At 71.2% G+C, this 24974-nt stretch carries 18 protein-coding genes; 8 read left to right on the forward strand and 10 right to left on the reverse strand.

Going from position 1 to position 24974, the window contains the following annotated elements; all coding sequences use genetic code 11:
* Window positions 1-44 precede the first annotated feature (44 nt).
* A complete protein-coding gene (locus K5L01_RS13520; protein WP_250065125.1) occupies window positions 45-3131 on the reverse strand; it encodes a TonB-dependent receptor plug domain-containing protein in 3087 nt (1028 codons plus the stop codon).
* A 248-nt stretch (window positions 3132-3379) separates the two neighbouring features.
* Window positions 3380-4984, reverse strand: coding sequence for an N-acyl-D-amino-acid deacylase family protein (locus K5L01_RS13525; protein WP_250065126.1), 1605 nt, complete (start codon window positions 4982-4984; stop codon window positions 3380-3382).
* Window positions 4985-5169: 185 nt separating this feature from the next.
* Between K5L01_RS13525 and K5L01_RS13530 the strand changes: the two genes are divergently transcribed.
* The 3 genes from K5L01_RS13530 to K5L01_RS13540 are packed head-to-tail and all read left to right on the forward strand — an operon-like array spanning window position 5170 to window position 7799.
* Entirely contained in the window at window positions 5170-5364 is a 195-nt protein-coding gene (locus K5L01_RS13530; protein ID WP_250065127.1) for a zinc-finger domain-containing protein, read from the forward strand.
* 7 nt (window positions 5365-5371) lie between these two features.
* The gene (locus tag K5L01_RS13535) at window positions 5372-6484 is read left to right on the forward strand and encodes a glycosyltransferase (protein ID WP_250065128.1); all 1113 of its coding nucleotides are present in this window, start codon (window positions 5372-5374) and stop codon (window positions 6482-6484) included.
* Window positions 6465-7799, forward strand: a complete 1335-nt coding sequence (locus tag K5L01_RS13540) for an O-antigen ligase family protein (protein WP_250065129.1) — start codon at window positions 6465-6467, stop codon at window positions 7797-7799. The genes K5L01_RS13535 and K5L01_RS13540 overlap by 20 nt, the downstream gene beginning before the upstream one ends.
* Here the strand turns inward: K5L01_RS13540 and K5L01_RS13545 are convergent.
* On the reverse strand, window positions 7781-8710 hold the full coding sequence (locus K5L01_RS13545; protein ID WP_250065130.1) for an LpxL/LpxP family Kdo(2)-lipid IV(A) lauroyl/palmitoleoyl acyltransferase: 930 nt from the start codon (window positions 8708-8710) through the stop codon (window positions 7781-7783). The genes K5L01_RS13540 and K5L01_RS13545 overlap by 19 nt on opposite strands.
* 83 nt (window positions 8711-8793) lie before the next feature.
* Between K5L01_RS13545 and waaA the strand changes: the two genes are divergently transcribed.
* Entirely contained in the window at window positions 8794-10089 is a 1296-nt protein-coding gene (gene waaA, locus K5L01_RS13550; protein WP_250065131.1) for a lipid IV(A) 3-deoxy-D-manno-octulosonic acid transferase, read from the forward strand.
* A gap of 725 nt (window positions 10090-10814) precedes the next feature.
* On the opposite strand, the gene K5L01_RS13555 is transcribed toward waaA, so the two are convergent.
* The 3 genes from K5L01_RS13555 to K5L01_RS13565 form a co-directional block, all read right to left on the reverse strand.
* Complete coding sequence (locus K5L01_RS13555) at window positions 10815-12173, reverse strand: TolC family outer membrane protein (RefSeq protein WP_250065132.1); 1359 nt, start codon at window positions 12171-12173, stop codon at window positions 10815-10817.
* A 24-nt stretch (window positions 12174-12197) separates the two neighbouring features.
* The gene (locus K5L01_RS13560; protein WP_250065133.1) at window positions 12198-12845 is read right to left on the reverse strand and encodes a protein-L-isoaspartate O-methyltransferase family protein; all 648 of its coding nucleotides are present in this window, start codon (window positions 12843-12845) and stop codon (window positions 12198-12200) included.
* Window positions 12846-12974: 129 nt separating this feature from the next.
* Window positions 12975-13640: a TetR/AcrR family transcriptional regulator gene (locus K5L01_RS13565; protein WP_250065134.1), complete on the reverse strand. Its 666-nt coding sequence runs from the start codon at window positions 13638-13640 to the stop codon at window positions 12975-12977.
* Window positions 13641-13740: 100 nt separating this feature from the next.
* Here K5L01_RS13565 and K5L01_RS13570 point away from each other — a divergent pair, with 100 nt between their 5' ends.
* The 3 genes from K5L01_RS13570 to pip all read left to right on the forward strand — a co-directional run bounded on the left by K5L01_RS13570 (window position 13741) and on the right by pip (window position 19174).
* Window positions 13741-14868 carry an efflux RND transporter periplasmic adaptor subunit gene (locus K5L01_RS13570; RefSeq protein ID WP_250065135.1) on the forward strand — a complete coding sequence of 376 codons (1128 nt, stop codon included), beginning with the start codon at window positions 13741-13743 and terminating at the stop codon, window positions 14866-14868.
* Window positions 14869-14966: 98 nt separating this feature from the next.
* On the forward strand, window positions 14967-18128 hold the full coding sequence (locus K5L01_RS13575; protein WP_250065136.1) for an efflux RND transporter permease subunit: 3162 nt from the start codon (window positions 14967-14969) through the stop codon (window positions 18126-18128).
* Between the two features lie 104 nt (window positions 18129-18232).
* On the forward strand, window positions 18233-19174 hold the full coding sequence (pip, locus tag K5L01_RS13580; protein ID WP_250065137.1) for a prolyl aminopeptidase: 942 nt from the start codon (window positions 18233-18235) through the stop codon (window positions 19172-19174).
* A gap of 336 nt (window positions 19175-19510) precedes the next feature.
* Here the strand turns inward: pip and K5L01_RS13585 are convergent, their stop codons facing one another.
* The 4 genes from K5L01_RS13585 to K5L01_RS13600 are packed head-to-tail and all read right to left on the reverse strand — an operon-like array spanning window position 19511 to window position 22417.
* Window positions 19511-20320: an N-formylglutamate amidohydrolase gene (locus K5L01_RS13585; RefSeq protein WP_250065138.1), complete on the reverse strand. Its 810-nt coding sequence runs from the start codon at window positions 20318-20320 to the stop codon at window positions 19511-19513.
* A complete protein-coding gene (locus K5L01_RS13590) occupies window positions 20313-20864 on the reverse strand; it encodes an NUDIX hydrolase (RefSeq protein ID WP_250065139.1) in 552 nt (183 codons plus the stop codon). Before K5L01_RS13590 ends, K5L01_RS13585 begins: the two co-directional genes overlap by 8 nt.
* Window positions 20861-21781, reverse strand: a complete 921-nt coding sequence (locus K5L01_RS13595; protein WP_250065140.1) for a 5'-3' exonuclease — start codon at window positions 21779-21781, stop codon at window positions 20861-20863. Before K5L01_RS13595 ends, K5L01_RS13590 begins: the two co-directional genes overlap by 4 nt.
* Window positions 21782-21832: 51 nt before the next feature.
* Window positions 21833-22417, reverse strand: coding sequence for a nitroreductase family protein (locus K5L01_RS13600; RefSeq protein WP_250065141.1), 585 nt, complete (start codon window positions 22415-22417; stop codon window positions 21833-21835).
* A gap of 237 nt (window positions 22418-22654) precedes the next feature.
* Here K5L01_RS13600 and K5L01_RS13605 point away from each other — a divergent pair, with 237 nt between their 5' ends.
* Window positions 22655-24937: a DUF1631 domain-containing protein gene (locus K5L01_RS13605; protein WP_250065142.1), complete on the forward strand. Its 2283-nt coding sequence runs from the start codon at window positions 22655-22657 to the stop codon at window positions 24935-24937.
* The last annotated feature ends 37 nt before the right edge of the window (window positions 24938-24974 follow it).

The raw sequence follows: 24974 nt of genomic DNA on the forward strand, positions 1-24974 counted from the left end.
CGTGCATCCCCGGGATGGGAGGCACGGCCGCTGGCGTCCTTCAATCAGTCGAAGGATTTGGTCAGGGTGAGGTAGTAGCCACGCCCCAGGGCGTTGTGCAGCGACGAGTAGAAGCCCAGGCTGCGGCCGGACAGGTGCGGTTCGCGGTCGGCGATGTTGCGCACGGTCAGGCGTACGCTGCTGTTGGCCGCCAGGTTGCCGGTCTCGCCGAAGCGGCGTTCCAGCCACAGGTTGGTGGTGGTCCAGGACGGGATCCGGTACAGGGTGCCGTCGGCCAGCTGCGCATCGCTGGAATCGAACCCGCCGACGTGGCGCACGAAGGTGCCCACGCTCCAGTCGCGGTAGCGCCAGCTGGCGTTGAACGAAGCGCGCCATTCCGGGGTGCCGTTGATGCCGAGCAGGTTGCCGGCGCTGCGGATGGTGAAACCGCTGTCGATCAGGCCCGACTGTTGCGCCTGCTCGATCAGGTTCTCCAGGTCCGACGGCATCTGCGTCTGTTCGATCAGGCGGCTGGCGTCGAGGCTGGCGTTGAACAGGCCGAAGCGCTCGCTGCGCAGGCGCCAGGACAGGCCGAAGTCGACGCCGCGGGTGCGCCGCGGCAGGCGGTTGGTGTACTGGTCGCGCAGCTGCAGCACGTTGCCGACCGGGTCCAGCCCGGTGCCGGCGAAGTTGTCCCGCTTGGCGTCGTCGGGTGCATCACGCACGACGTTGGGGTTGTGCGAGCCCTGCATGCGCAGCAGGTAGTCCAGTGCCAGGTGGGTCTGCTCGCCGGTGACGGCGATCATGTCCTCCTGCTTGATGGACCAGTAGTCCATGGTGAAGGTGAACTGCCCGGCCGCCTGCGGAAGGAAGCGCGGCTGGAAGACCATGCCGGCCGACCAGGCGTCGGAGGTCTCCGGCTTCAGGTCCAGGTTGCCCTCGCGCACCGCCTGGGTGCTGTAGGACTTGCCGCACTGGCTGAAGCTGGCGATGCGTCCGGCGCGCATGTCGGCCTCGCACTGGTAGTAGTCCAGCCGGGTGTTGCTGACCACGGTGCCGTCGGAGTGCATCTGCAGGATGTTGGGGGCGAGGAAGCTGGTGGACCAGTTGCCGCGCAGCATGAAGCCGTCGGCGACATCCCAGGCCAGCGCGACCTTGGGGTTGGAGACGTCGCCGAAGTCCGAATAGTGCTCCCAGCGCCCGGCGATCTGCATGTCCAGCGAGCGCACCAGCGGAATGCCCATGTCCGGCTTCACCAGCGGCAGCGCGAACTCCACGTACGCCGAGGCCACGTTGCGGTCGCCACTGGTGTCCCCGGCCGGGCTGGCGCCGAGAACATCGGAGGTGGGAGCGTCGGTCAGCGGGTTGGCGTAGGTGATGCGGCCGTTCATGCGGCCGTCGCGGCGGTCGCTCAGCGATTCGCGCCGCCATTCGGCACCGAAGGACAGGCCCACGTCGCCGGCGGGCAGGCTGAACAGCTGTTCGTGGGTGAAGCGCGTGTCGACCTGGAACAGCGAGGCGCTGGCGCGGCGCCGCACCGGCACCAGGAAGCTGGCGATGGTGGCCGGGTCGTTGGCGGCGGTGCTCGGTGCCGACCAGTCCAGCAGGTTGCCGCCGCCGAACGGGTTGTAGGCGCCGGGATCGTTGCGCGCCAGGGCTTCGGAGAACAGCGTGTTGCTGATCGAGCCGTGCTGGGTGTCCACGGTGGTGGCACGCGAATAGAGCACCGCGCTCTCCCAGTCGAAGCCGCCCAGCATGCCGCGCACGCCGGCCATGACCCGGTAGGAGTCGTCGTCGACCGTGTACGGGCGCGTGGTCTCGGTGGCGCGGTAGTTGCTGAGCCGCAGGTCCACGCCCTCATCGGCGATGTCCAACCCGGGCAGGCGGTTGGGGTTGAGCGAACCGTCGGCCAGGTACTTCGCACCCAGCGGATTCCAGTAGTTGGACGCCGGCACGATGATCGGCGCGGCGGCGAGCGCGGCGGCCTGTTCGCGCATGCCCTTGTAGCGGGACGCGTAGTAGTTCAGCTCGCCGAAGGCGACGAAGTTGTCGTCCAGGTCGTGTTCGAGGGTGCTGAACAGGTTGTTGCGGTCCAGCCCGCCCATCAGGTAACGCTGCGAGTTGGCGTTGAAGCGCAGCGGGCGGTCGATGGCGGTGCTCTGCGCGCCGCTCTGGATGCAGACATCGTCGTTGAGGCGGGTGGCGCAGCCATTGGCGATCGGCTCGATGTGGAAGCTGCCGCTGCTGTTGGTGATGGCCGTGCCGTTCTGCATGACCTGGCGGCCGTTGAGGGCCTGGAACACGCCCCAGGCGCTGGAGGTGGTGCGGTCGTCGAACGCCGGCATGCCTTCCCAGGGCGTGCCGACCATGAAGTCCAGGTGGTTCTGGTTGGCCGAATAGTCGCGCTCGGACGCTTCCATCACGCTGCGGTAGGTGTGCCCGCCGAGCACGGTGACGCGGGTGCGGCCGTCGTTGAACCAGTGTCCGGCCTTGAAGTTGATGTTGCCCTGGCGGAAGTCCGTACCCTCCGAACCGCCGTACTGGCCCTGGACCTTCAGGCCCTGGAAGTGGGTGTCCATCACCACGTTCATCACCCCGGCCACCGCATCGGAACCGTACAGCGCGGAGGCGCCGCCGAGCAGCGTCTCCATGCGCTTCACGCCGTACAGCGGGATGGCGTTGATGTTCGCGGTCTGCCGCGGCACGTAGTTCTCGGTCTGGGTGCCCGGGTGGTTGACCATGCGCCGGCCGTTGACCAGCAGCAGGGTGTTGCCGGTGCCGAGGTTGCGCAGGTTCACCGAGCCCACGTCGCCGCGCGCGGCGTTGAGGTTGGACGCGGTGTCGGTGTTGTCGAACATCATGTCGCCGACCTGCGGCAGGCTCTGCAGCAAGTCCTCGCCGGATACCGCGCCGGTGGCCTGGATGTCCTCTTCGGAGACGGTGTTGACCGGCAGCATGCCGGTCTGGCTGTTGCCGGCGAAGCGGCTGCCGACCACCACCACGCTGTCGAGCGTGGTGGCGGAGGCGGGCTGCGCATCGCTGTCGGAATCCGGCGTCGCCTGCTCCTGCTCCTGGGCGGCGCCGGAGGCGTCCATGGCGATGGCCGACGCGAGCATGATGCTCAGGATGGAAAGAGCGGGTTGTGGTTTCATCAGACGTTTCCCCTTGCATGGACGCGGAGAAAATCCGCTTGTCACGAGGATAGCCACGGATGTACGGGAGCTGACTTTCCGTTCCGTTGGTCAGGCATAGCTTGTGGCTATCGCGGGAAACATGGCGATGCGCGCGTGCAACGCGTCCTGCGGGCACGGAAAATCCACGCACCGTGCGGGACGGAACGCGCATGCGTGTACATGCCGCGGAGCAGCGGCCGGAGTCCGGCCGCCGCTGCGGCATTGCTTCAGGGGCAGGTGCCGGCCGGCGGCGAATGCCGCAGCACGCGTCCGGCCAACACCTCGGTCTGCACGTCGTCCTCGATGGCGATGCGGCCGTTGACCACGAGCAGGGCGATGCCGGAGGACAGCTCGCTCGGATGCAGGTAGTCGGCGTGCGGCAGGTAGTGCCGCGGATCGAACACCACCACGTCGGCGAAGAAACCCGGTTGCAGTTCGCCGCGTTGTTCGAGTCCGAGGATGCGTGCGGTCAATGCGGTGGAGCGGTGGATGAATGCCTCGGTGCTCAGTACGCCGAGTTCGCGCACGTAGCGCTGGTACTTCTGCGGGAAGCTGGCGTACTGGCGGGGATGGCCGTCGCTGCCATCGGAGCTGGTCACCATCCACGGTTGGCGCATCAGCAGCTGCACATCGTCGTCGTCCATGTTGAACGAGGCGACCGCGCCGCTGCGGCCGGGGTGGTGGATGCCGTGCTCGATGATGCGCAGCGCGGCGTCGAGCGGATCGATCCGCCACTGCCCGGCCATCTGTGCGAGGGTCCTGCCGGTCCATTCCTGTCCGGCCGAAATCAGCAGCAGGGCCTCGGCGCCCCCGCGGCGGCGCAGGTTGTCGGCCATCGCGGCGCGGATGCGCGCGCGCGCCTCGGGTGCCTGCAAGCGTTGCAGCAGTGCCCGGTCGCCGCCGTCCACGGCCCAGCCGGGCAGCAGCGCGGCGGTGATGCCGGTGCTGGACGCCAGCCAGGGGTACTGGTCGGCGGTGACCCGCTGGCCCTCGGCGCGGGCCTGCTCGATCAGGGCCACCAGCGCCGGCGCCTGGCCATGCACGTCGCTGCCCAGGGCTTTCAGGTGGGCGATGTGCACCGGCAGCCCGGCCTCGCGGCCGATCGCCAGCGCCTCGCGGGTGGAGGCGAGCAGGCCGATGTCGTACGAGGACTCGTCGCGCTGGTGGGTGTCGTACAGCCCGCCGCGGCGCGCGGCTTCGCGCGCCAGCGCGACCACCTCGGCCTGGCTGGCGAAGCGCTGCGGGGCATAGAACAGGCCGGTGGAGAAGCCGAACGCGCCTTCGCACATGCCCTGCGCCACCAGGGCGCGCATGCGCGCCAGCTCGTCGGCGTCCGGCGCGCGCGCGGCGTCCCCGAGCACCGCACGGCGTACCGGGCCGAAGCCGACATAGGGCACCAGGTTGGTGCCGATGCCGGCCTGTTCGAAGGCGGTGCGCTCGCGTTCCACCTCGGGGGTGCCGCCGCCGTCGACGCCGTGGGCGATGGTGGTCACACCCTGGTACTGCCACGGCGCATTGCGGCGGATCCGGGCGTCGGCCGACCGCAGGTAGGTGTAGGGATGGGTGTGCGGGTCGATGAAACCGGGCGCGACGATCCTGCCGGTGGCATCGATGGTGCGCGTGGCCGCGTAGCGGCGGCCGGCCGCGGGACCGACCGCGATCACCCGGTCGCCGGCGATCACCACGTCGCCGACCACGGCCGGCGCGCCGCTGCCGTCGTGGACATGCCCGCCGGCGATCACCAGGTCCGCCGGCGGCAGTGTGGCGGCCTGTCCGCAGGGCAGGCCGGCCAGCAGGGCGAGGGCGGCGGCGAGACGGACGATGGACGGCATGGCGATTCCCCGGCAGGCCCGATGTAGGGGCGGACGTCTTCCCACCATAGGCAGCAGCGGCCGCTGCGACCATTGAAAAAAACGCCGATGCCCATGGGGTGGGGCTATGCCCGCCGTGGCTGGTGCCTCCACGCGGCGCTGCTAGAATTGGCCGGTCCCGAATTTTCCCTTGTGTGAATGACGCCATGAGCCCTACCGCCGCGCCCGCCAACACCGAGAAGCGTTACAGCGTTCACCGCGCCGACCTGCCGTTGAGCTGCCCGACGCCGGAGATGGCGCTGTGGAACTCGCATCCGCGGGTCTACCTGCCGATCGAGAACGAGCCCAGCGGCGAGGCGGCCTGCCCGTACTGCGGCGCCGTGTTCGTGCTGGCCGACTGAGCCGGCGATGCGCCGCCTGACAGTGCTGCAACTGTTGCCGGCACTGCATGCGGGCGGCGTCGAGCGCTCGACCGTGGAGATCGCGCAGGCGCTGGTGGCCGCGGGCCACCGTGCGGTCGTGGTGTCGGCGGGCGGGCGGATGGTGCCGGCGCTGCTGGACAGCGGTGCCGAGCACCTGACCCTGGACATCGGCCGCAAGTCGCTGCTGACCCTGCGGCATGTACCCACCCTGCGGCGGCTGTTCGCCGAGCTCGGGGCCGATATCGTGCACGCCCGTTCGCGCCTGCCGGCCTGGCTCGGCTGGCATGCCCTGCGGGGGCTGCCGGAGGCGCGGCGCCCGCATTGGGTGACGACCATGCACGGGCTGAATTCGCCGGGGCGCTACAGCGCCATCATGGCCGGCGGAGAGCGCGTGATCTGCGTCTCCAGGACCGTGCGCGAGTACCTGCTGGCGCACTATCCGGACACCGACGCGCAGCGCCTGCGGGTGATCCCGCGCGGCGTGGACCTGGCGCAGTTCCCGCGGGCCCGTCCCGGCGACCGGCGGCCGCGGCTGGCAGTGGAGGCCCTGCATCCGGCGCTGGCCGGTGCCGGTCCGCTGTTGCTGCTGCCGGGCCGCGGCACCCGCCTGAAAGGCCATGTCCATGCGCTGCACCTGTTGGCGGCCCTGCGCGGGCAGGGGGTTGCCGCACGCCTGTGGATGCCCGGCGCACGTGCGCCCGGCCGCGAGGCCTATGTCCGTGAACTCGAGCGCCAGGCGCGGGCACTGGGCGTGAGCGAGGGCCTGGCGCTGACCGAGGCGACCGCCCGGATGGCGCAGGCCTACGCCGCCAGCGACCTGGTGCTGCAGCTGTCGGACAAGCCGGAGGCTTTCGGCCGCACGGTCCTGGAGGCCCTGGCCTGCGGCCGTCCGGTGCTGGGCTGGGACCATGGCGGCGTGGGCGAGCTGCTCGCAGAACTGCAGCCTTCCGGCGCGGTTGCCCACGGCGACCGCGATGCCCTGGCCGCCCGCGCACGGGCCCTGCTGCTGCAGCCGCCGGCGCTGCCGCGCCTGTTGCCCTATACCCTGGATGCAATGCAGCGCGCGACGCTGGAGACCTATGCCGAACTTGCCGGCTGACGCGCCCTTGCCGCGGGCGCCGGAGCGCGCGGGCGGATGGACGCCGGCCGCGGTGCTCGCGTTCGTCGCGCTGTGGCCGGCACCGGGCCTGGCCGAGACGGTACTGCTCGCGGGCGCCGGACTGATGGCGCTGCAGCGGATGCAGGGCCGCCTGCGCGGTGCGCCGGTGATGGCGCCGGGGGCGCCTGCGCTGGCGCTGGTCGGCGGCCTGTTCCTGGCGTACTGGCTGCCCCAGCTGCTGTCGGCGCCGGCGGCGGTCGATCCGGCGCGGGCGTGGCGCAAGGCGCTGGCCGGCGTGCGCTACCTGCCCTTCATGTGGATGGCGGCCGCGGCGGTGGCCACCGATGCGCGGCGCCAGGCGACGTTCACCGGCCTGGCGGTGATCACCGGCCTCTGGACCCTGGACGGGGTGCTGCAGGCGCTGGCCGGTGGCAGCCCGCTGTTCTGGACCATGGACCGGCTGAAGGTGCTGATCGATGGGCATGCCGTGTGCAGCGCCGCGGAGGCCGCGGCGGCGGACCGGCTCAGCGGCGCGTTCGGGCCCTGCAACCTGAAGTTCGGCCAGGTGCTGGCCAGCCTTTCGCCGTTCCTGCTGTTCGCCGTCGCCCGGCGCTGGGGCCGCACGGGCTGGCTGCTGGCGGCGTTGGCGGTCGGCGGCGTGCTGGTCCTGGCCGGTTCGCGGGCATCGTGGATCACCTATGCGCTGGTCCTGCTGTTCAGCGGGTGGCGGTTGCTGGGGAGCCGCTGGATGGTGGTGCTGCTGCTGTGCGGTGCGCTGGGGGTGGCGGCGCTGGCGGGCGTGTCCAGCCAGGTGCGCGAGCGGGTCGCGCGCACGGCGCTGGCCGTCAACGGCGATGCCGGCGGCGTGGACGCGGCCTTGTCCGGGCGCGGCCGGATCTGGACGGCGGCTGTGTGCATGGTCCGCGCGCATCCGGTTACCGGGGTCGGCGCACGCGGTTTCCGCGAAGCCTATCCCGCCTGCAGTCCGGCGGAGGACGGACCGGGTGCCTGGGGCGCCGGGCCGGCCCTGCATGCGCACCAGATCGTGCTGGAGATCCTGGCCGAGACCGGCCTGCTCGGCCTGCTGCTGTGGCTGGCGGGGGGGCTGGCGGCATGGCGGGCGTGGCACCGGGCCGATGCCGCGGCGCGTGCCCGCGCGCGTCCGGCGACGCTGGCGCTGGCGGTCACGGTCTTCCCGCTCAACACCCATCTCGCGTTCTATTCCACCTTCTGGGGCGGGCTGACGCTGTTGCTGGCGGCGCTGTTCGCCGGTGCGCTGCGTGCGCGGGATCCGGCTCAGCCGCCGCGTGCGTAGAAGCGGCTGCGGCCTTCCGGCTGGCGCTTGAAGCGGCGGTGGATCCACAGGTACTGGTCGGGCGCCTCGCGCACCATCGCCTCGATCGCGGTGTTGACGCGGGCGGTGTCGGCGACGGCGTCCTCGGTCGGGAAATCCGGCAGCGGCGCCGCGATCTTCAGCAGATAGCGGCCGCCCTCGCGGCGGTGGAAGTACGGCACCACCGCGCAGCCGGTGAGGCGGGCGAACTGGTGGGTCGCGGTGATGGTGGAGGCCGGCATGCCGAAGAACGGCACGAACACCGAATCCTTGCCGCGCATGTCCTGGTCGGGGGCATACCACAGGAAACCGCCCTTCTTGAGGTGGCGGACGGTGGCGCGGATGTCCTCGTTGGCGAACATCGCGGCGGCGTAGCGCAGGCGCCCGCGCTTGACCGCCCACTCCATAACCGGGTTGCGGTAGCGGCGGTACATGCCGGCCAGCGGCGCGTGGTCGCACAACAGCCGGCCGCACATCTCCAGGGTCATGAAGTGGCCCGAGACCAGCAGCACGCCGCGTCCCTGCGCCTTCAGCGCCTGCAGGTGCTCCAGACCCTCCACCTCGACCTGCGGGCGGATCGGGTCGATGCTGCCCCACCAGGCCCGCGCGAACTCGAAGATGCCCACGCCCAGCGCATCGAAGCTGTCGCGCAGCAGCCGTTGCCGCCAGGCGGCGTCCTGTTCCGGGAAGCACAGGCGGATGTTCACCTCCGCCGCATGCCGGCGCGAGCGCGCCAGGTGCAGCGCCAGCCAGCCGATGCCGCGGCCGATGGCGCGCTGCAGCGTCCACGGCAGGCGCGCGCCGAGTACCGCCAGCGCCAGCCAGGCGAACGTCGGCCAGTGCCGCGGGTGCCACAGCGAGGGGCGGGTGGCGGTGGTGGGGGTATCGGCCATGGGGGGATTCTAAGTGAAGCGGGAAAGTGCGTGCGCCGGCCGCCCGCTGCCTTTCGCCGGTGCCAGCCCGTATCCTTGGGCGCATGCGCAAGGATCCCGTCGAACTGCTGTTGCGGAGCCTGTATTCGGCCCTGCTGTACCTGCTGCTGCCGATCACCGTCTACCATCTGGTCTGGCGTGGTTTCCGCGTCCGCGAATACTTCAAGCGCTGGGACGAGCGCTACGCGTCGTATCCGGAGAGCGGCCGCCGGCCCTGTGTCTGGCTGCATGCCGTCTCGGTGGGCGAGGTCAACGCGGCCGCGCCGGTGGTCGATGCGCTGCGCCGGCAGCGCCCGGACATCCGCTGGGTCATCACCACCATCACCCCGACCGGCTCGCAGCGGGTGCGCGCCCTGTGGGGCGAGGCGGTGGACCATGTGTACCTGCCGTACGACGTGCCGGACAGCGTCGGACGCTTCCTGGACCATTTCCGGCCCAGCCTGGCGCTGATCCTGGAGACCGAACTGTGGCCGAACCTGCTGTTCGGCTGCCGCGATCGGCGGATACCGGTCTACATCCTCAATGCACGGCTCTCGGCGCGTTCGTTGAAGGGCTACCGGCTGCTCCGGCCGCTGCTGGGGCGCGCACTGCGCACGGTGACCTGCATCGCCGCGCAGTCGCGCGAGGATGCACGCCGCTTCGGCCTGCTCGGCGCGCGCGCGGACCAGATCCAGGTGGCCGGTAACCTGAAGTTCGACATCCATCCGCCGGATCCTTCCGAGATCCGGGCGCTGTTCCATGCGCATGTGCCTGCCGGGCGCACGGTGTGGATCGCGGCGAGCACGCACGAAGGCGAGGAGCTGGCGGTCGTGGCGCTGCACGCGCGGCTACTGGAGCGCTTCCCGGATGCGCTGCTGCTGTGGGCGCCGCGGCATCCGGAACGCTTCGCCAAGGTCGAAGCCCTGGTACAGGCGCAGGACTGGCGGGTGGCCACCCGCAGTGGCGCGCAGTGGCCGGCGGCCGGCACCCAGGCCTTCGTGATCGACACCCTGGGCGAACTGGTTCCGTTCTTCGCCTGCGCGCAGGTGGCCTTCGTCGGCGGCAGCCTGCAGCCGATCGGCGGGCACAACCTGCTCGAGCCGGCGGCGATGGGCGCGGCGGTGATCACCGGCCCGCACCTGCACAATTTCGCCGAGATCTCGCGGCGCATGAACGAGGCCGGCGCGCTGCGGATCTGCCGTACCGCCGACGACCTGGGGGCCGCCCTGGTCCACTTGCTGGAGGACGCCCCGGCGCGCGCGCGGATGGTCGATGCCGGCCTGGAACTGGTGGCCGACGGGCGCGGCGCGCTGGAGCGGATCCTGGCGCTGATCGGACCGCGCCTGCCGGCCCCCGAGTAACGCGCGGCCTTGCCCCGCTGGGCTTTCCCGGTGCGGGCCATCGCCAACGGCCCCGCCGGGCATGGCCCGGCGCTACAGAGCCGGATGGCGGGATAGAGCCGAAACAGCCGGGGGGTGCGTTCCCGTCGGGTCGTGCCCGCCCTGTGTCGCCGGGTGTCGTCCGACGGCAGCGGGGTAGAGCGGGGCCTAGCCCCGCTGGGCCTTCCCGTTGTGTGCATCGCCAACGGCCCCGCCGGGCATGGCCCGGCGCTACAGAGCCGGATGGCGGGGTAGAGCCGAAGCAGTCGGGGAGCGTTCCCGTCGGGTCGTGCCCGTCCTGTGTCGCCGGGTGTCGTCCGACGGCAGCGGGGTAGAGCGGGGCTCTGCCCCGCTGGGCCTTCCCGTTGCGGGCGTCGCCAACGGCTCCGCCGGGCATGGCCCGGCGCTACAGAGCTGGATGGTGGGGGTAGAGCCGAAACAGCCGGGGAGCGTCCCCGTCGGGTCGTGCCCGCCCTGTGTCGCCGGGTGTCGTCCGACGGCTGCGGGGTAGAGCGGGGCCTCGCCCCGCTGGGCCTTCCCGTTGCGTGCATCGCCAACGGCTCCGCCGGGCATGGCCCGGCACCGCAGGAATCCGGTGCGCTCGCTGGAGGCGGGCCGCCGTTGCCGGTGAGTGAGGGGGACGGAAACGGAGAAGGCGGGCCTCGGCCCGCCTTCTCCGTTTCCCTGCCGCGGCGTGGCGACGGGTATTACTGCACGCTGCCCGGCTCCAGCTGCGCTTCGGCGTCGCGGGTGAGCAGGCGGTTGATGTCCTGCACCTCGGCGATGTCCAGGCCGCCGATGGCCTGGCTCAGCTGCAGCCGGTTGAGCAGGAAGTTGTAGCGGGCCTGCGCGTAGTAGAGCTGGGCCTGGAACAGGGTGCGCTGGTTCTGCACCACGTCCAGCACGGTCCGGGTGCCGACTTCCAGGCCGACCTGCGAGGCGTCGTAGGCGCTCTGCGCGGAGACCACCGCCAGGCGGCGGGCTTCCACTTCGCTGATGCCCGCGACCACCGCTTGGTAGGCGTTGCGGGTGTTGCGGTCCAGGGCGCGCTTCTGCTGCTCGTAGCCGTCCTGGGCCATGTCGCGCTGGGCCAGGGCCTGGCGTACCCCGGACTGGGTGGCGCCACCGGCGAAGATCGGCACGTTCAGGGTCAGGCCGATCGAATTGGTGGTGGTGTCGGGGCCGGCCGACGAGGCGCCGATGCTGTCGCCCCAGTTGGCGTTCTTGCCCCAGCGGCCGCCCAGCGACAGGGTCGGGTAGTGGCCGCCGCGCGCGGCGGAGATGCCGGATTCGGCGGCGCTGACCTTCAGCTCCTGGGCCTTGAGCGCGGGATTGCGGGTGAACGCTTCGTTGACCAGCAGGTCGACGTCGCCGCGGTTGGCGGGCAGCTCCGGACGGAAATCCTCCGGCAGGCTGCGCAGGCCCTGCACCGGCTGGCCGGTCAGTTCGCTCAGCGCCTGGTAGGCGTCGGCCAGGGTGTTGCGGGCGAGGATCGTGTCGGCGCGCGCCTGGTCGTACTGGGCGCGGGCTTCGTGCACGTCGGTGATCGGCGCCAGGCCGACTTCCAGGCGCTTGTCGGCATAGTCGAACTGCTTCTTCGCGGCCGCCTCGTTGGTCTGTGCGGCGCTGAGCGATTCGATCGCCACCAGGACATTGAAGTAGGTGGTGGCGGTGCGCACGATCAGGTCGTCGTTGGCGGATTCGAGGTCGAAATCCGCCGCCTTGCTGATTTCGCGCTGGGCCTGCAGGTTGGCGAACTGGGTCCAGTTGAACAGCGTCTGCGAACCGCTGACGCTGTACTGGCGCTGCTTGCTGGTGGTGGAACCGCTGACGCCGTCCGCTTCGGTGCGGGTACGGTTCAGCGATGCCTCACCGCCCAGTGCGGGCAGCAGGGCCGCGCGCGCCTGCACCTGGCCTTCCTTGGTGTACAGCCGGTTGGACTCGGCGTAGGCCAGCTGCGGGTCGCCGTTGCGGGCCATTTCGTAGACCTGCAGCAGGTCGGCGGCGTTGGCGGCCAGGGGCGAGAGGGAGACAGCCAGCGCAAGTGCGAGGGATCGGCGAATCATTGCGGCTTCCTTGGGTGTATCGGATCAGAATTGGAACTGCGGCGCCGGTGCGGCGCCCTGCAGGTAATCGACGTCGGTTTCGAACAGGGATTCGGTGCTGCCGTCGGCCTTGACCAGCACCGCTTCCATCACCGGGGACTGGCCGCGGATGACGAACAGGCGGCCGCCCGGGCGCAGCCAATTGAGGAACAGGGTCGGCAGCGTGTCCACCGCGGCGGTGACGCAGACCGCATCGAAATGGCGCGTGGTCTGCCACTGCAGCGCATCGGCGACCTCGATGCGGACATTCGCGCCCAGCTTGACGGCGTCCAGGTTCGCGCGCGCGCGCGCGGCGAGTTCGGGCTGGATCTCCAGGCTCACCACCTCGCGTGCCAGCTCGCCCAGGCAGGCGCTGATGAAGCCGCTGCCGGTGCCGATCTCCAGCACTTCCTCGCCGGGCTGCAGGTCCAGGGCCTGCAGCATGCGGCCTTCGACGACCGGCTTCATCATCTTCTGGCCATGCCCCAGCGGCAGCTCGGTGTCGGCATAGGCCAGGGCCCGGTGCGATTCGGCCACGAAGGCCTCGCGCGGCAGCCGCGCCAGGACATCCAGCACACGCAGGTCGAGCACGTCCCAGGGACGTACCTGCTGTTCGACCATCATTTCGCGGGCGTGGGAGTAATCGATCGTCATGGTTCTCGTCAATCCGGCGCAGTGGGCCGGCCATTTTACCTGTTGGCGCCGCCGGTGCGTGGCAAGCATCGCCGCGCCCCCGTACCGGCCGCAGTGCCGGAAGTCATCCGGACCTCCGGTCCGTTCAGCTTACGCGCGCGGTGCATAGGCGCGGATGAAGAAATCGACGGTGGTGTCGATATGGGCCGCGGCATCGCCGGGCGCCGGTGCCGGGCACAGCCCGCACATCATGTGCGCGTGCAGTTCGCCCTTGATCAGGCAGAAGAACTGGCGGGCGGCCAGCGGCAGGTCGTCGATGGCCAGCTCGCCGCGCGCCACGCGGGCGCCGAGGAACTCGGCCAGCGCGGTCTCGGTGCGCTGCGGGCCGGCCTGCCAGAACATCTGCCGGATCCGGTCGTCGGTTTCCGGGGTCAGCATCATGCGCTGGGTGGCGATCGCCGCGTCGCTGCTGACCAGGGTGAAGAAGGCGTGGCCGATCCCCCGCAGCTGCTCGCGCAGCGGGCCTTCGCTGTCGGTCACGAACAGTTCGTCGGGCATCATTTCCACGCATTTGGCCTGGATCGCCTCGGTGAACAGGGTTTCCTTGTCGCCGAAATGGCTGTAGACGGTAAGCTTGGAAACGCCCGCGCCGGTCGCGATGCCGTCCATGCTCACGCCGTTGAAACCCAGCTCAATGAACATCTCCTTGGCCGTCTCCAGGATGGCCGCGCGCTTGCCCAGGTCCTTGGGCCGGCCGGGACCGGCACCACGCGCGGTGGCCTTGCCGGGAGTGCGGGGACGAGGATGCGAGGACATGGATCAATACTAGACCAGCGGGTTCGATATTTATACCATACCGATTCGTACAGTATGGACGCCCATACCCCTACCTCCTCCCCCGAGGCGATCTTTACCCATGAGCCCAGTTCGATGGATTGGCGGTTCCCTGCTGGTGGCGGCACTGGCCGCCTGCGGCGGACCGGAAACAGCCTCCGCCCCCGCGGTCCCGGCCCTGGTCGTCCATCCCGAAGGTGAGGGCGCGGCACTGGCCGCCTACCCCGGCGAAGTGCGGGCGCGCGAGGAAGCCGCGCTGTCCTTCCGGGTCGGCGGCAACCTGCTGCGGCGCAGTGTCGATGCCGGCCAGCGGGTGAAGAAGGGCCAGCTGCTGGCCGAGCTGGACGTGGCCGACTACGCCCTGCAGGCGCGGGCATCGCAGGCCCAGTACGCTGCGGCCGAGGCCGACCTGGTGCGTGCCCGCGACGACCACCGGCGCTATGCGGCGCTGGCCGAGCAGCAGTTGGTGAGCCGCTCGGCACTGGATGCGCAGACCGCGGCGCTCAAGGCGGCGCAGGGGCAGGCCGATGCCGCCCGCTCCAATCTGGACGTCGCCCGCAACCAGGCCGGGTACGCGCAGCTGCGCGCGCCGGAGGACGGGGTGATCGCCAGCCGCCAGGCCGAGGCGGGGCAGGTGGTCGCCGCGGGCCAGACCATCTACACGCTGGCCGCCGACGGCGCGCGCGAGGTGGCCATCGCGCTGCCGGAAAGCAGCATCCGCGATTTCGCCGTGGGCCAGGCGATGCAGGTCGAGCTGTGGAGCCGGCCGGGCAAGCGCTGGCCCGGTACGCTGCGCGAGATCGCACCGGCGGCCGATGCCCAGGCACGCACCTATGCGGCGCGGGTCAGCCTGGCCGACGAGGCGCTGGAGGCGGTGGAGCTGGGGCAGAGCGCCCGGGTGTTCGCCGCGCATCCGCGCACCGGTGCGCTGCGCGTGCCGCTGGCGGCGGTGCAGCCCGGCGCGTCGCCGCAGCAGGCGGCGGTATGGGTACTGGACCCGGCCAAGGGCACGGTGCACCTGCGTGCGGTCCGGCTGGGTGCCTACGGGGCCGAGCAGGTGCCGGTCCTGTCCGGGCTGGCGGCCGGGGACTGGGTGGTCGCGGCCGGCGGCCACCTGCTGCGCGAAGGCCAGCCGGTGGCGGCGGTGGACCGCAGCAACCAGCCGGTGGCGGCTCCCGCCCCGGCGGCGTCGAACGGGGCCCCGCGATGAGGGTGTCGGCTCGGTGGTGCGCGACCGGTGCCGGCCTGCCCGCGGTGCCGGTCCTGCCGGGCCGGCGACCGCCCGCCGCGCGCGGGGAGGGCTGAGGCATGCGCCGTTTCAACCTCTCCGAGTGGGCGCTGGGCAACCGCCCGCTGGTGCTGTTCATGATGATCGCGCTGGCGTTCATCGGCCCCTGGTCCTATCGCCACCTGGGCCAGTCGGAAGACCCGCCGTTCACCTTCAAGGCGATGGTGGTGCAGACCCTGTGGCCCGGCGCCACCGCCGAAGAGGTGTCGCGCCAGGTGACCGAGCCGGTCGAGAAGGCGCTGATGAACACCGGCCAGTACGAGTTCATCCAGTCCTATTCGCGCCCGGGCGAGTCGCAGGTGATCTTCATGGCCCGCGACGCGATGCCCTCGAAGGACGTGCCCGAGCTGTTCTACCAGGTGCGCAAGAAGGTCGGCGACATCCGTGCGCAGCTGCCGGCCGAAGTGGTGGGCCCGTTCTTCAACGATGAGTTCGGCGACACCTTCGGCAACATCTATGCGCTGACCGGCAAGGGCTTCGACTACGCGCTGATGCGCGACTATGCCGACCGCATCCAGCTGGTGCTGCAGCGGGTACCGGACGTGGGTAAGGTGGACCTGCTCGGCCTGCAGGACGAGAAGGTGTGGATCGAGCTGTCCAACACCAAGCTGGCCACGCTGGGAGTGTCGCTGCAGCAGGTGCAGCAGGCACTGGCCGACCAGAACGCGATCGTCCCGGCAAGCTGGTTCGAGACTCCCAGCGACCGCGTGCAGCTGCGGGTGAGCGGCCCGTTCCGGTCGGTCGAGGACATCGCCGCCTTCCCGATCCGCGCCGGCGACCGCACCGTGCGGCTCGGCGAGATCGCCGAGGTCCAGCGCGGTTTCGCCGACCCTGCCTCGCCGAAGGTGCGCTTCATGGGCGAGGACGCCATCGGCATCGCGGTGGCGATGAAGGGCGGCGGCGACATCCTGCGGCTCGGCAAGGCGCTGGACGACGAGTTCGCCGAGCTGCAGAAGACGTTGCCGGCCGGCATGCAGCTGCGCAAGGTCTCCGACCAGCCGCATACGGTGAAGGACTCGGTGGGCGAGTTCGTGAAGGTGCTGACCGAGGCGGTGGTGATCGTACTGCTGGTGAGCTTCTTCTCGCTGGGCTGGCGCACCGGGCTGGTGGTGGCGGTGTCGATCCCGCTGGTGCTGGCGATGACCTTCTTCGTGATGCGCCAGTTCGACATCGGCCTGCACAAGATCTCGTTGGGCGCGCTGGTGCTGGCGCTGGGGCTGCTGGTGGACGATGCGATCATCGCCGTGGAGATGATGGCCACCAAGATGGAGCAGGGCTACGACCGGCTGCGCGCGGCCAGTTTCGCCTGGCAGTCGACCGCGTTCCCGATGCTCACCGGCACCCTGATCACCGCGGCCGGCTTCCTGCCCATCGCCACCGCCGCGTCCAGTACCGGCGAATACACCCGCTCGCTGTTCCAGGTGGTGACCATCGCCCTGGTGGTGTCGTGGATCGCCGCGGTGCTGTTCATCCCCTACCTGGGCGACAAGATGCTGCCGGACCTGCACAACCCGCAGCCGCCGCGGCCGGGCAGCCTGGGCGCGCGCTGGCATGCGGCACGCCTGCGCTGGGCGGACCGCCACCCGGCGCTGGCCAACCTGGTCCGGCCCCGGCAGCTCGAACACGGGCATGACCCCTACCAGAGCGCGTTCTACCGCCGGTTCCGGCGCTTCCTGGACGCCTGCCTGCGGCGGCGCTGGCTGGTGATCTTCAGCACCGTGGCCCTGTTCGTGTTCTCGCTGGTGATGTTCCGCTTCGTGCCGCAGCAGTTCTTCCCCGATTCGACCCGTCCCGAACTGATGGTGGACATCGAGCTGGCCGAAGGCGCGTCGCTGACCGCGACCCAGGCGCAGGTGCGGAAGCTGGAGGCGCTGCTGCAGCAGCGCGAAGGCATCGCCAACTACGTCGGCTACGTCGGCAGCGGGTCGCCGCGCTTCTACCTGCCGCTGGACCAGCAGCTGCCGGCGACCAACTTCGCCCAGTTCGTGGTGCTGGCGCAGGACATCCATGCCCGCGAGGCGGTGCGCGACTGGCTGCTGGACGAAGTGGTGCCGCAGTTCGCCGACGTGCAGCTGCGGGTGACCCGGCTGGAGAACGGTCCACCGGTCGGCTACCCGGTGCAGTTCCGCGTGTCCGGCGAGCATGTGCCACGGGTGCAGGCCATCGCCCGCCAGGTGGCCGACCAGGTGCGGGCCAATCCGCATGTGGCCAACGTCAACCTCAACTGGTCCGAACCGAGCAAGGTGGTGCGGCTGGTGGTCGACCAGGAGCGTGCGCGCGTGCTCGGCGTGAGCAGCGCGCAGATCGCGCGCTTCCTGGGCAGCTCGCTGTCGGGCATGGAGGTGAGCACCTACCGCGAGGGCAACCGCCAGATCGGCATGCTGCTGCGCGGGCCGGCGCAGGAGCGGGCGCAGCTGGACCTGCTGGCGAGCCTGGCCATTCCCACGCCCAGCGGCACCGCGGTGCCGCTGTCGCAGGTGGCGCGGCTGGAATACGCCTTCGAGGACGGCATCATCTGGCACCGCGACCGCCTGCCGACCGTCACCGTGCGCGCCGACATCGCCGACGGCAAGCTGCCGCCGGAGGTCACCGCGCAGATCCTGCCGTCGCTGGACGGCATCCGTGCCGCCCTGCCGCAGGGCTACCTGCTCGAGGTGGGCGGCACCGTGGAGGATTCGGCGCGCGGGCAGGATTCGATCAAGGCCGGCATGCCGCTGTTCCTGGCGGTGGTGGTCACCCTGCTGATGCTGCAGCTGCGCAGCTTCTCGCGTGCGGCGATGGTGCTGGTCACCGCGCCGCTGGGCATCATCGGCGCCACCCTGTTCCTGCTGATCTTCCGGGTGCCGTTCGGTTTCGTGGCGCTGCTGGGCACCATCGCGCTGGCCGGCATGATCATGCGCAACTCGGTGATCCTTGTGGACCAGATCCAGCAGGACATCGACGCCGGGCACGACCGCTGGCACGCGATCATCGATGCCACGGTGCGCCGTTTCCGGCCGATCGTGCTGACCGCGCTGGCCGCGGTGCTGGCGATGATCCCGCTGTCGCGCAGCGCGTTCTACGGGTCGATGGCGATCTCGATCATGGGCGGGCTGATCGTCGGGACGGTGCTGACCCTGGTGTTCCTGCCGGCCCTGTATGCGGCCTGGTTCCGGGTGCGCCCACAGCCGCTCGCGGACTGAATGCGTCCGCCGTGGCGCAGTGGCGCCCGGCGGTCCGCGTGCCGGGTTCGTCGCGGCGCCGCGCGGCTCTACAATCGGGGTTCTCCCAGCAAGTGAGTCCGCACATGCGCACGCTTTATCCCGCCATCACTCCCTACGACGTCGGCACCCTGAAGGTCGACGACCGCCATACGCTGTACTACGAACAGTGCGGCAACCCGGATGGCAAGCCGGTGGTGATGCTGCACGGCGGTCCCGGTGGCGGCTGCACGGCGAAGATGCGCCAGTTCCACGACCCGGCGAAGTACCGCATCATCCTGTTCGACCAGCGTGGCGCGGGACGCTCCACGCCGCATGCCGACCTGGTGGACAACACCACCTGGCACCTGGTGGCCGACATCGAGAAGCTGCGCGAGCACCTGGGGCTCGACCGCTGGCAGGTGTTCGGTGGCAGCTGGGGGTCGACCCTCGCGCTGGCCTATGCCGAGGCCCACCCGCAGCGGGTGACCGAGCTGGTCCTGCGCGGCATCTTCATGCTGCGCCGCTGGGAGCTGGAGTGGTTCTACCAGGAAGGCGCCAGCCGCCTGTTCCCCGATGCCTGGGACCACTACATCGCGGCGATCCCGGCGGTGGAGCGCCACGACCTGATCTCGGCCTTCAACCGCCGCCTGACCAGCGACGACGAAGCCACCCGGCTCGCCGCGGCCAAGGCCTGGAGCGTCTGGGAAGGCGCGACCAGCTTCTTGCACGTGGACGACGACTTCGTCGACAGCCATGAAGACCCGCAGTTCGCCCTGGCGTTCGCGCGCATCGAGAACCACTACTTCGTCAACGGCGGCTTCTTCGAGGTGGAAGAGCAGTTGCTGCGCGACGTGCACCGCATCGCCGACATCCCGGGCGTGATCGTCCACGGCCGGTACGACGTGGTGTGTCCGCTGGGCAACGCCTGGGACCTGCACAAGGCCTGGCCGAAGGCGCAGCTGGAGATCACCCCGGCGTCCGGGCATTCCGCGTTCGAGGCGGAGAACGTGGACGCCCTGGTGCGCGCCACCGACCGCTTCGCCTGAGCCCGGGATTGCATACCCGTCCCCTGTAGAGCGGGGCCTTGCCCCGCTGAGGCCCTCCCGGGCAGTCCCCGCCGGGCATGGCCCGGCGCTACCCGTCGGTTTCCTGTAGAGCGGGGCCTTGCCCCGCTGAGGCCCTCCCGGGCAGTCCCCGCCGGGCATGGCCCGGCGCTGCCCACCGGTTTCCCGTAGAGCGGGGCCACGCCCCGCTGGGGCGTTCCCGGGCAATCCCGGCCGGGCATGGCCCGGCGCTACCCGCTGGTTTCCCGTAGAGCGGGGCCGTGCCCCGCCGGGGCGTTCCCGCGGTCCGGTCCTTCCGGCTGTGGTCTGGTGCCGCGGTTACGCCGTTACCGCGGTCTGTGCCAGCAGTGCGGGCTGCAGGTCGCGGAAAATCCGCGCCAGCCGCTCCGCCCAGGCTTCCTGGCCGGCGGCGTCGGCGATCAGGTCCTGGCGGATCTCCAGCTCCACGTGCACCAGGCCGCGGTCTTCGCCATGCACCGGCACGGCGTAGTCGCTGGTGCGGGTGACCGCGTAGGGTTCGTTGTCGCCCACCACCAGGTCGCCTTCGGCACGCAGCGCCGCCAGCAGGGCATGGGCGAAGCGCGTGTCCTGGTGGTAGAGCACGCCGGCCTGCCACGGCCGTTGCATGCCGTTCATCGCCGGGGTGAAGCTGTGCATCATCACCAGCAGGGTCGGGCGGCCGGCCTCGCGGCGCGCATCCAGCTCGGCCGCGATGCGCGCATGGTACGGCGCGTGGATGGCCGCGATGCGCTGCTGCCGCTGCGCATCGCTCAGCCCGGCATTGCCCGGTACGGGGGTGTGGTCGCTGACGTCGGGGATCAGTGTCGGCGAGGCCAGCGGGCGGTTGCAGTCGATCAGCAGCCGCGAATAGGTCTGTTCGATCGCCCAGGCATCCAGCCGCCGGGCCAGCGCACGGGTGGTGGCGGCGATGCCGATGTCCCAGCCGATATGACGGTCCAGCTCGGCCTGGGCCAGTCCGAGCCCGGCCAGTCCGCGCGGCACCTGCTGCCCGGCGTGGTCGGCCAGCAGCAGGAACGGGGAGCTGCCGCCGGGCTGGTGGACGGTGTAGACGGCGGGGTCGTCGGCATCCAGCAGTGCCGGCAGGGGGGGCAGGCCGGCGTCAGCCACGGCGGCGGCCGTCCAGGTGGTGCTCGATCATCCACAGCCCGGCCCACAGCTTGGCGTCGGCCTCGTAGCCCTCGGCCATCTTCCGCACCAGCCACGCCGCGGCCTCGGCGCGCGGCACTTCGTGGACGGTGATGTCCTCGCTGGCATCGCCGCCGCCGGGGCCGACGCGGCGCAGGCCGGTGGCACGGACGAAGGCGACCCGCTCGCTGCTGGCGCCCGAGGAGGTGGGCCCGATCATCAATACCTCGGCGTGGTCGGCGGTCCAGCCGGTTTCCTCTTCCAGCTCGCGCACCGCCGAGGCCTCGATCGACTCGCCGGCATCGACATCGCCCACCAGCCCGGCCGGCATCTCGATGCTGCGCGCCTGCAGCGGTACGCGGAACTGCTCCACGAACAGCACCCGGTCCTCGGGCGTGACGGCGACGATGATCGCGGCCAGGCCGCCGGCGTGGGTGCGCTCGCTGTATTCCCAGGTACCGCGCACGACCATGCGCTGGTACTTGCCTTCATAGACGATGCGGGGTTCTGCGGAGTTCGGGTTCATGCGGGCTCACGGGCGGGAGGGGCGGCGGTGTCCAGGCCGGCGGCGGCCAGCAGCCGGCGCCGGGTAAGCGGGCCGAAGCGCAGCGCTTCGCACAGGCCGGCGAGCATGTCCGCATCGGCCTTGCCGCGCGCGAAGTCCGCCGGCGCGCCGTCCAGCGGTGCGTCCAGGGCGATGGTGGTCAGTTGCCGGAACAGCAGGGCGCGGTCGCGCTGCTCGCGCAGGCGCGTGGCCAGCGTCGCGGCGCCGCGCAGGCGCAGGAACGGCACTTCGTCGATGCGCGCCAGCAGTGCGTCCAGGCTGCCGAAGTGGGCCAGCAGCACGGCTGCGGACTTGGCGCCGATGCCGCTGACGCCGGGGATGTTGTCCACGGCGTCGCCGCACAGCGCCAGGTAGTCGGCGATCTGGTGGGCGTGCACGCCGTGGCGTGCCTTGACCCCGGCCGCGTCCCAGCGCTGGTCGCGGGCGTAGTCCCACTGCTGGTCGTGGCCGGCCAGCAGCTGCGACAGGTCCTTGTCGGCGGAGACGATCACCCCGCGCAGCGCACGGCCGCGTCCAGCGTGCAGGGCGCTGCCGATCAGGTCGTCGGCCTCGTAGTCGCGGTCGGCCAGTACCGCCAGGCCGAGGGCCGCGCACAGCGCCTTGCAGTGGGCGAACTGCCGGCGCAGGGCTTCCGGCGCCGGATCGCGGTTGGCCTTGTAGTCGGGATAGAGGCGGTGCCGGAAGCAGCTGTCCAGCGCCTCGTCGAAGGCCACCGCGATGTGCAGCGGGCGCTCGCGTTCCAGCAGGTCCAGCAGGAAACGCGCGAACCCGTGCACGGCATTGCTCGGCCAGCCCTGCGCATCCTGGAAGCTGTCGGGCATCGAGTGCCAGGCGCGGAACACGTACAGGCTGGCATCGACCAGGTACAGCGGGGTCATGCCGGCGCGCCCCGCGGGCGGCTGCGGGCGGCGGGGCGCGGCCGCCGCCGGTCACGCATGGCCGGGACTCCAGTCCTGCAGCAGGGGCGCGGGGTCGGGGCGCTCGCGCTCGGGCACCTGGAGACGGGGAGTGCCGATATGGATGAAGCCGACGATGCGCTCGTTGCCGGCCAGCCCCAGGTGGCGGGCGACCTCGGGGTCGTAGGCCATCCAGGCCGTCAGCCACTGCGCGCCGAAGCCGAAGCCCTGGGCCGCCTGCAGCAGGGCGAAGCAGACACAGCCGGCAGTCAGCAGCTGCTCCTGCTCGGGCACCTTGGGGTTGTCCTGCAGGCGCGCGATCACGGTCACGATCAGCGGCGCGCGGGCGAACCGCTGGCGGTCCTTCTCGATCATCGCCGGCGACGCGTCCGGGGTGCGTTCGAGGCTGCGCCGGGCAAGGAAGTCGCCCAGCGCATGGCGGGCGTCGCCCTGCAGCCGCAGGAAGCGGAACGGCACCAGCTTGCCGTGGTCGGGAACGCGCACCGCCGCGGCCAGCATCGCCATCAACGTGGCGGGGTCCGGGGCGGGTTCGCCCAGCTGCAGCGACGGCACCGAACGGCGCTGGCCCAGCGCACGCAGGAAACAGGAGTCGGTCATGGCTCGGGTGCGGTGAGGGTGGCCAGCGAGTATAGACAATGGTTCCTGCACGGCCGCTGCAGGTGCGCGGCACCGCGGCACCGCGCGGCGGCGACCATGAGGCACAAAGTGCGGACTGCATCACTGGCCGGTTCCGGCCGGGACTTCTACCATGCAGGAGCGGGAAGCAGGGGGCCGCCTTCCTCACCTACAGCCCATGGCCGATCGTCACCTGCCATGGGTGCGGAGTTGTCGCGCATGATCTTCAATCCGCAGTCTCCCGAAGGTTCCGGACGCACGCCGGAACTGTTGGCGCTGTCGCGCGGGATCGCGGTGCCGGCGCTGGCGGCGGCGTTCGGCCGGGCCCTGGCCGGTTTCGACGATGTGCTGTTCGACCGCGCGGCCAATGCCGGCGCGGCGCAGACCCCGTTCCTGGACGGCATGCGCGAACTGCGCCGGCGTCGCGAGGATGCCGCCGCGCGGTTCGCCGCGCACCTGCAGCAGGCCTGGGACGCGCTGGAGGCGGGCACGCCGCTGTCGGCCGAGACGGTGATGGCCCGCCCCGGGCAGCAGGAGGCCGGCCTGAGCCTGGTGTCCGAGCATGAGCTGGAATCGCGGCTGGCGGTGCGCAATTTCGCCGGCGTGGTGCTGCGCGACTGGAAGCCGGTGCTGGCGCGGCTCGACCGCCGGCTGGCCTGCATCGCCGGGCTGGGCGCGCTGGACGCGGACACCAACCCGATCGGGCCCGAGCACATCGGCGTGGCCATGCACGAGGCCTTCGGCCTGTGCGACCTGGCGGCCGAGGTGCGGCTGGTGCTGATCAAGCTGTGCGAGCGCGAGTTCGCCGCACAGGCCGGGCGCATCTACCGCGAGCTGGACGAGCACCTGGCGCAGTCGGGAGTGATGCCGGACATCTCGCCGCTGCAGCGCCGCGATGCGTCCGCGCGGCCGGCACCGGTGGCGGGCGAGCCGGGCGCCGACGCCGGCCCGGCCGGCGATGCCGACCCGGCCGGCATGCAGCAGCCGCCGGCCTGGGCGCGGCGCTTCAACGCGCACTGGGCCGCGCAGGCGGACCCGCAGGAGGGCGACGCCGCGGGGGGCAGCCAGAGCATGATCCTGGAAGCGCTGCACGAACTGCTCGCGCAGTCGCGCGATGCACGGGGCGCGTCGGCTACCGGCGCACCGGAGCCGCGCGCGCACGAGCGGCCCTTGAGCCAGCACGAGATGATGTCGGTGCTGTCGCTGCTGCAGGCCACGCCGACCGAGACCCTGCGGGCGGCGGTGGGCGACCAGAGCGAGTCGCTGGCGCAACGGCTGAAGAACGAAGTGTTGTCCGGCGCCACCCGCCTGGGCGTGGACCCGGGCCAGGCGCGGCTGGACCCGAAGGACGAGGACGCCATCGACCTGGTGGGCATGCTGTTCGACGTGATGCTCGACGAGCGCGAGCTGGAAGGGCGGCCGCGCGAGCTGATCGGCCGCCTGGTGGTGCCGTTCGTCAAGGTGGCGATGCTGGACCGGCGCATGTTCGTGCAGAAGACCCACCCGGCGCGGCGCCTGCTCAATTCGCTGGCCGAGGCCTGCGAGGGCAATACCGGGCAGAGCCAGGCCGAACGGACACTGATGGGCAAGGTCGAGGAGATCGTGGACCGGCTGATCGCCGGGTTCAACGAGAACCTGACGATCTTCCTGACCCTGGAGGAGGAGTTCCGCGACTTCCTCGCCCAGCACCGGCGTCGTTCCGAGATCGCCGAGCGCCGTGCCGCCGAGACCCAGCGCGGCCAGGAGAAGCTCGAGATGGCGCGCGCCCGCGCCGCCCTGGAGCTGGAGGCGCGGGTGCAGGACGGGATGCTGCCGGCGGCGGTGCTGGGGTTCCTGCGCGAGCCCTGGAACCATCACCTGGTGTTGAGCCTGCTGCGCGAGGGCGAGGACGGTCCCGCGGTCGGCGAGGCGCTGGCCACCGCCGACGTGCTGCTGGAGGAAGTCGCGCAGGCGCGCCGGCATGTCGTCGGCAAGCCCTGGCTGCAGGCCATCCAGCCGCAGCTGCGCAAGGTGTTCGCCAGCGTCGGCCTGCACGGCGAGAGCAGCACCGGGGCGATCGAGGCGCTGCACGACACCCTGCAGGCCATCGCCCAGGCGCGCCCGGACCTGGAACGCGCGTTGCCGGAACTGCCGCGGGTGAGCCTGCCGGCGGCGCCCGAGCCGGAGCCGGTGGCCCTGGACCTGGGCGCCGACGTCCGCACCGACGCCATCGACCAGGCCGACGCCGAGCGTTTCCGGCGCATGGAGATCGGCACCTGGCTGGATTTCGTCGACAAGGACGGCCGGGTGCAGGCGGGCAAGCTGTCGTGGATCAGTCCGATCTCCTCGCGCCTGCTGTTCGTCAACCGCCGCGGCATCCGTTTCTGCGTGGCCTCGCCGGAGGAGCTGCTGGTGATGGAGCGGCTGGGGCGGCTGCGGCCACACGAGGACGACGGCGCGTTCGACAGCGCGATGCAGGGGGTGATCGACCGCCTGGGCCCGCCGTCGGCCACGCTGCACTGAGCGCGGGCGGGGGGAGGCGCGGCACCCGTACCGGCTT

The organism is Stenotrophomonas mori, from assembly GCF_023556335.1.
Lineage (GTDB): Bacteria > Pseudomonadota > Gammaproteobacteria > Xanthomonadales > Xanthomonadaceae > Stenotrophomonas > Stenotrophomonas mori.

What these genes read in the sequence shown, in the direction of transcription:
- K5L01_RS13520 (WP_250065125.1), bottom strand. Translation starts at nt 3,131, where the DNA reads ATGAAACCACAACCCGCTCTTTCCATCCTGAGCATCATGCTCGCGTCG.
- K5L01_RS13525 (WP_250065126.1), bottom strand. Translation starts at nt 4,984, where the DNA reads ATGCCGTCCATCGTCCGTCTCGCCGCCGCCCTCGCCCTGCTGGCCGGC.
- K5L01_RS13530 (WP_250065127.1), top strand. Translation starts at nt 5,170, where the DNA reads ATGAGCCCTACCGCCGCGCCCGCCAACACCGAGAAGCGTTACAGCGTT.
- K5L01_RS13535 (WP_250065128.1), top strand. Translation starts at nt 5,372, where the DNA reads ATGCGCCGCCTGACAGTGCTGCAACTGTTGCCGGCACTGCATGCGGGC.
- K5L01_RS13540 (WP_250065129.1), top strand. Translation starts at nt 6,465, where the DNA reads ATGCCGAACTTGCCGGCTGACGCGCCCTTGCCGCGGGCGCCGGAGCGC.
- K5L01_RS13545 (WP_250065130.1), bottom strand. Translation starts at nt 8,710, where the DNA reads ATGGCCGATACCCCCACCACCGCCACCCGCCCCTCGCTGTGGCACCCG.
- waaA (WP_250065131.1), top strand. Translation starts at nt 8,794, where the DNA reads ATGCGCAAGGATCCCGTCGAACTGCTGTTGCGGAGCCTGTATTCGGCC.
- K5L01_RS13555 (WP_250065132.1), bottom strand. Translation starts at nt 12,173, where the DNA reads ATGATTCGCCGATCCCTCGCACTTGCGCTGGCTGTCTCCCTCTCGCCC.
- K5L01_RS13560 (WP_250065133.1), bottom strand. Translation starts at nt 12,845, where the DNA reads ATGACGATCGATTACTCCCACGCCCGCGAAATGATGGTCGAACAGCAG.
- K5L01_RS13565 (WP_250065134.1), bottom strand. Translation starts at nt 13,640, where the DNA reads ATGTCCTCGCATCCTCGTCCCCGCACTCCCGGCAAGGCCACCGCGCGT.
- K5L01_RS13570 (WP_250065135.1), top strand. Translation starts at nt 13,741, where the DNA reads ATGAGCCCAGTTCGATGGATTGGCGGTTCCCTGCTGGTGGCGGCACTG.
- K5L01_RS13575 (WP_250065136.1), top strand. Translation starts at nt 14,967, where the DNA reads ATGCGCCGTTTCAACCTCTCCGAGTGGGCGCTGGGCAACCGCCCGCTG.
- pip (WP_250065137.1), top strand. Translation starts at nt 18,233, where the DNA reads ATGCGCACGCTTTATCCCGCCATCACTCCCTACGACGTCGGCACCCTG.
- K5L01_RS13590 (WP_250065139.1), bottom strand. Translation starts at nt 20,864, where the DNA reads ATGAACCCGAACTCCGCAGAACCCCGCATCGTCTATGAAGGCAAGTAC.
- K5L01_RS13595 (WP_250065140.1), bottom strand. Translation starts at nt 21,781, where the DNA reads ATGACCCCGCTGTACCTGGTCGATGCCAGCCTGTACGTGTTCCGCGCC.
- K5L01_RS13600 (WP_250065141.1), bottom strand. Translation starts at nt 22,417, where the DNA reads ATGACCGACTCCTGTTTCCTGCGTGCGCTGGGCCAGCGCCGTTCGGTG.
- K5L01_RS13605 (WP_250065142.1), top strand. Translation starts at nt 22,655, where the DNA reads ATGATCTTCAATCCGCAGTCTCCCGAAGGTTCCGGACGCACGCCGGAA.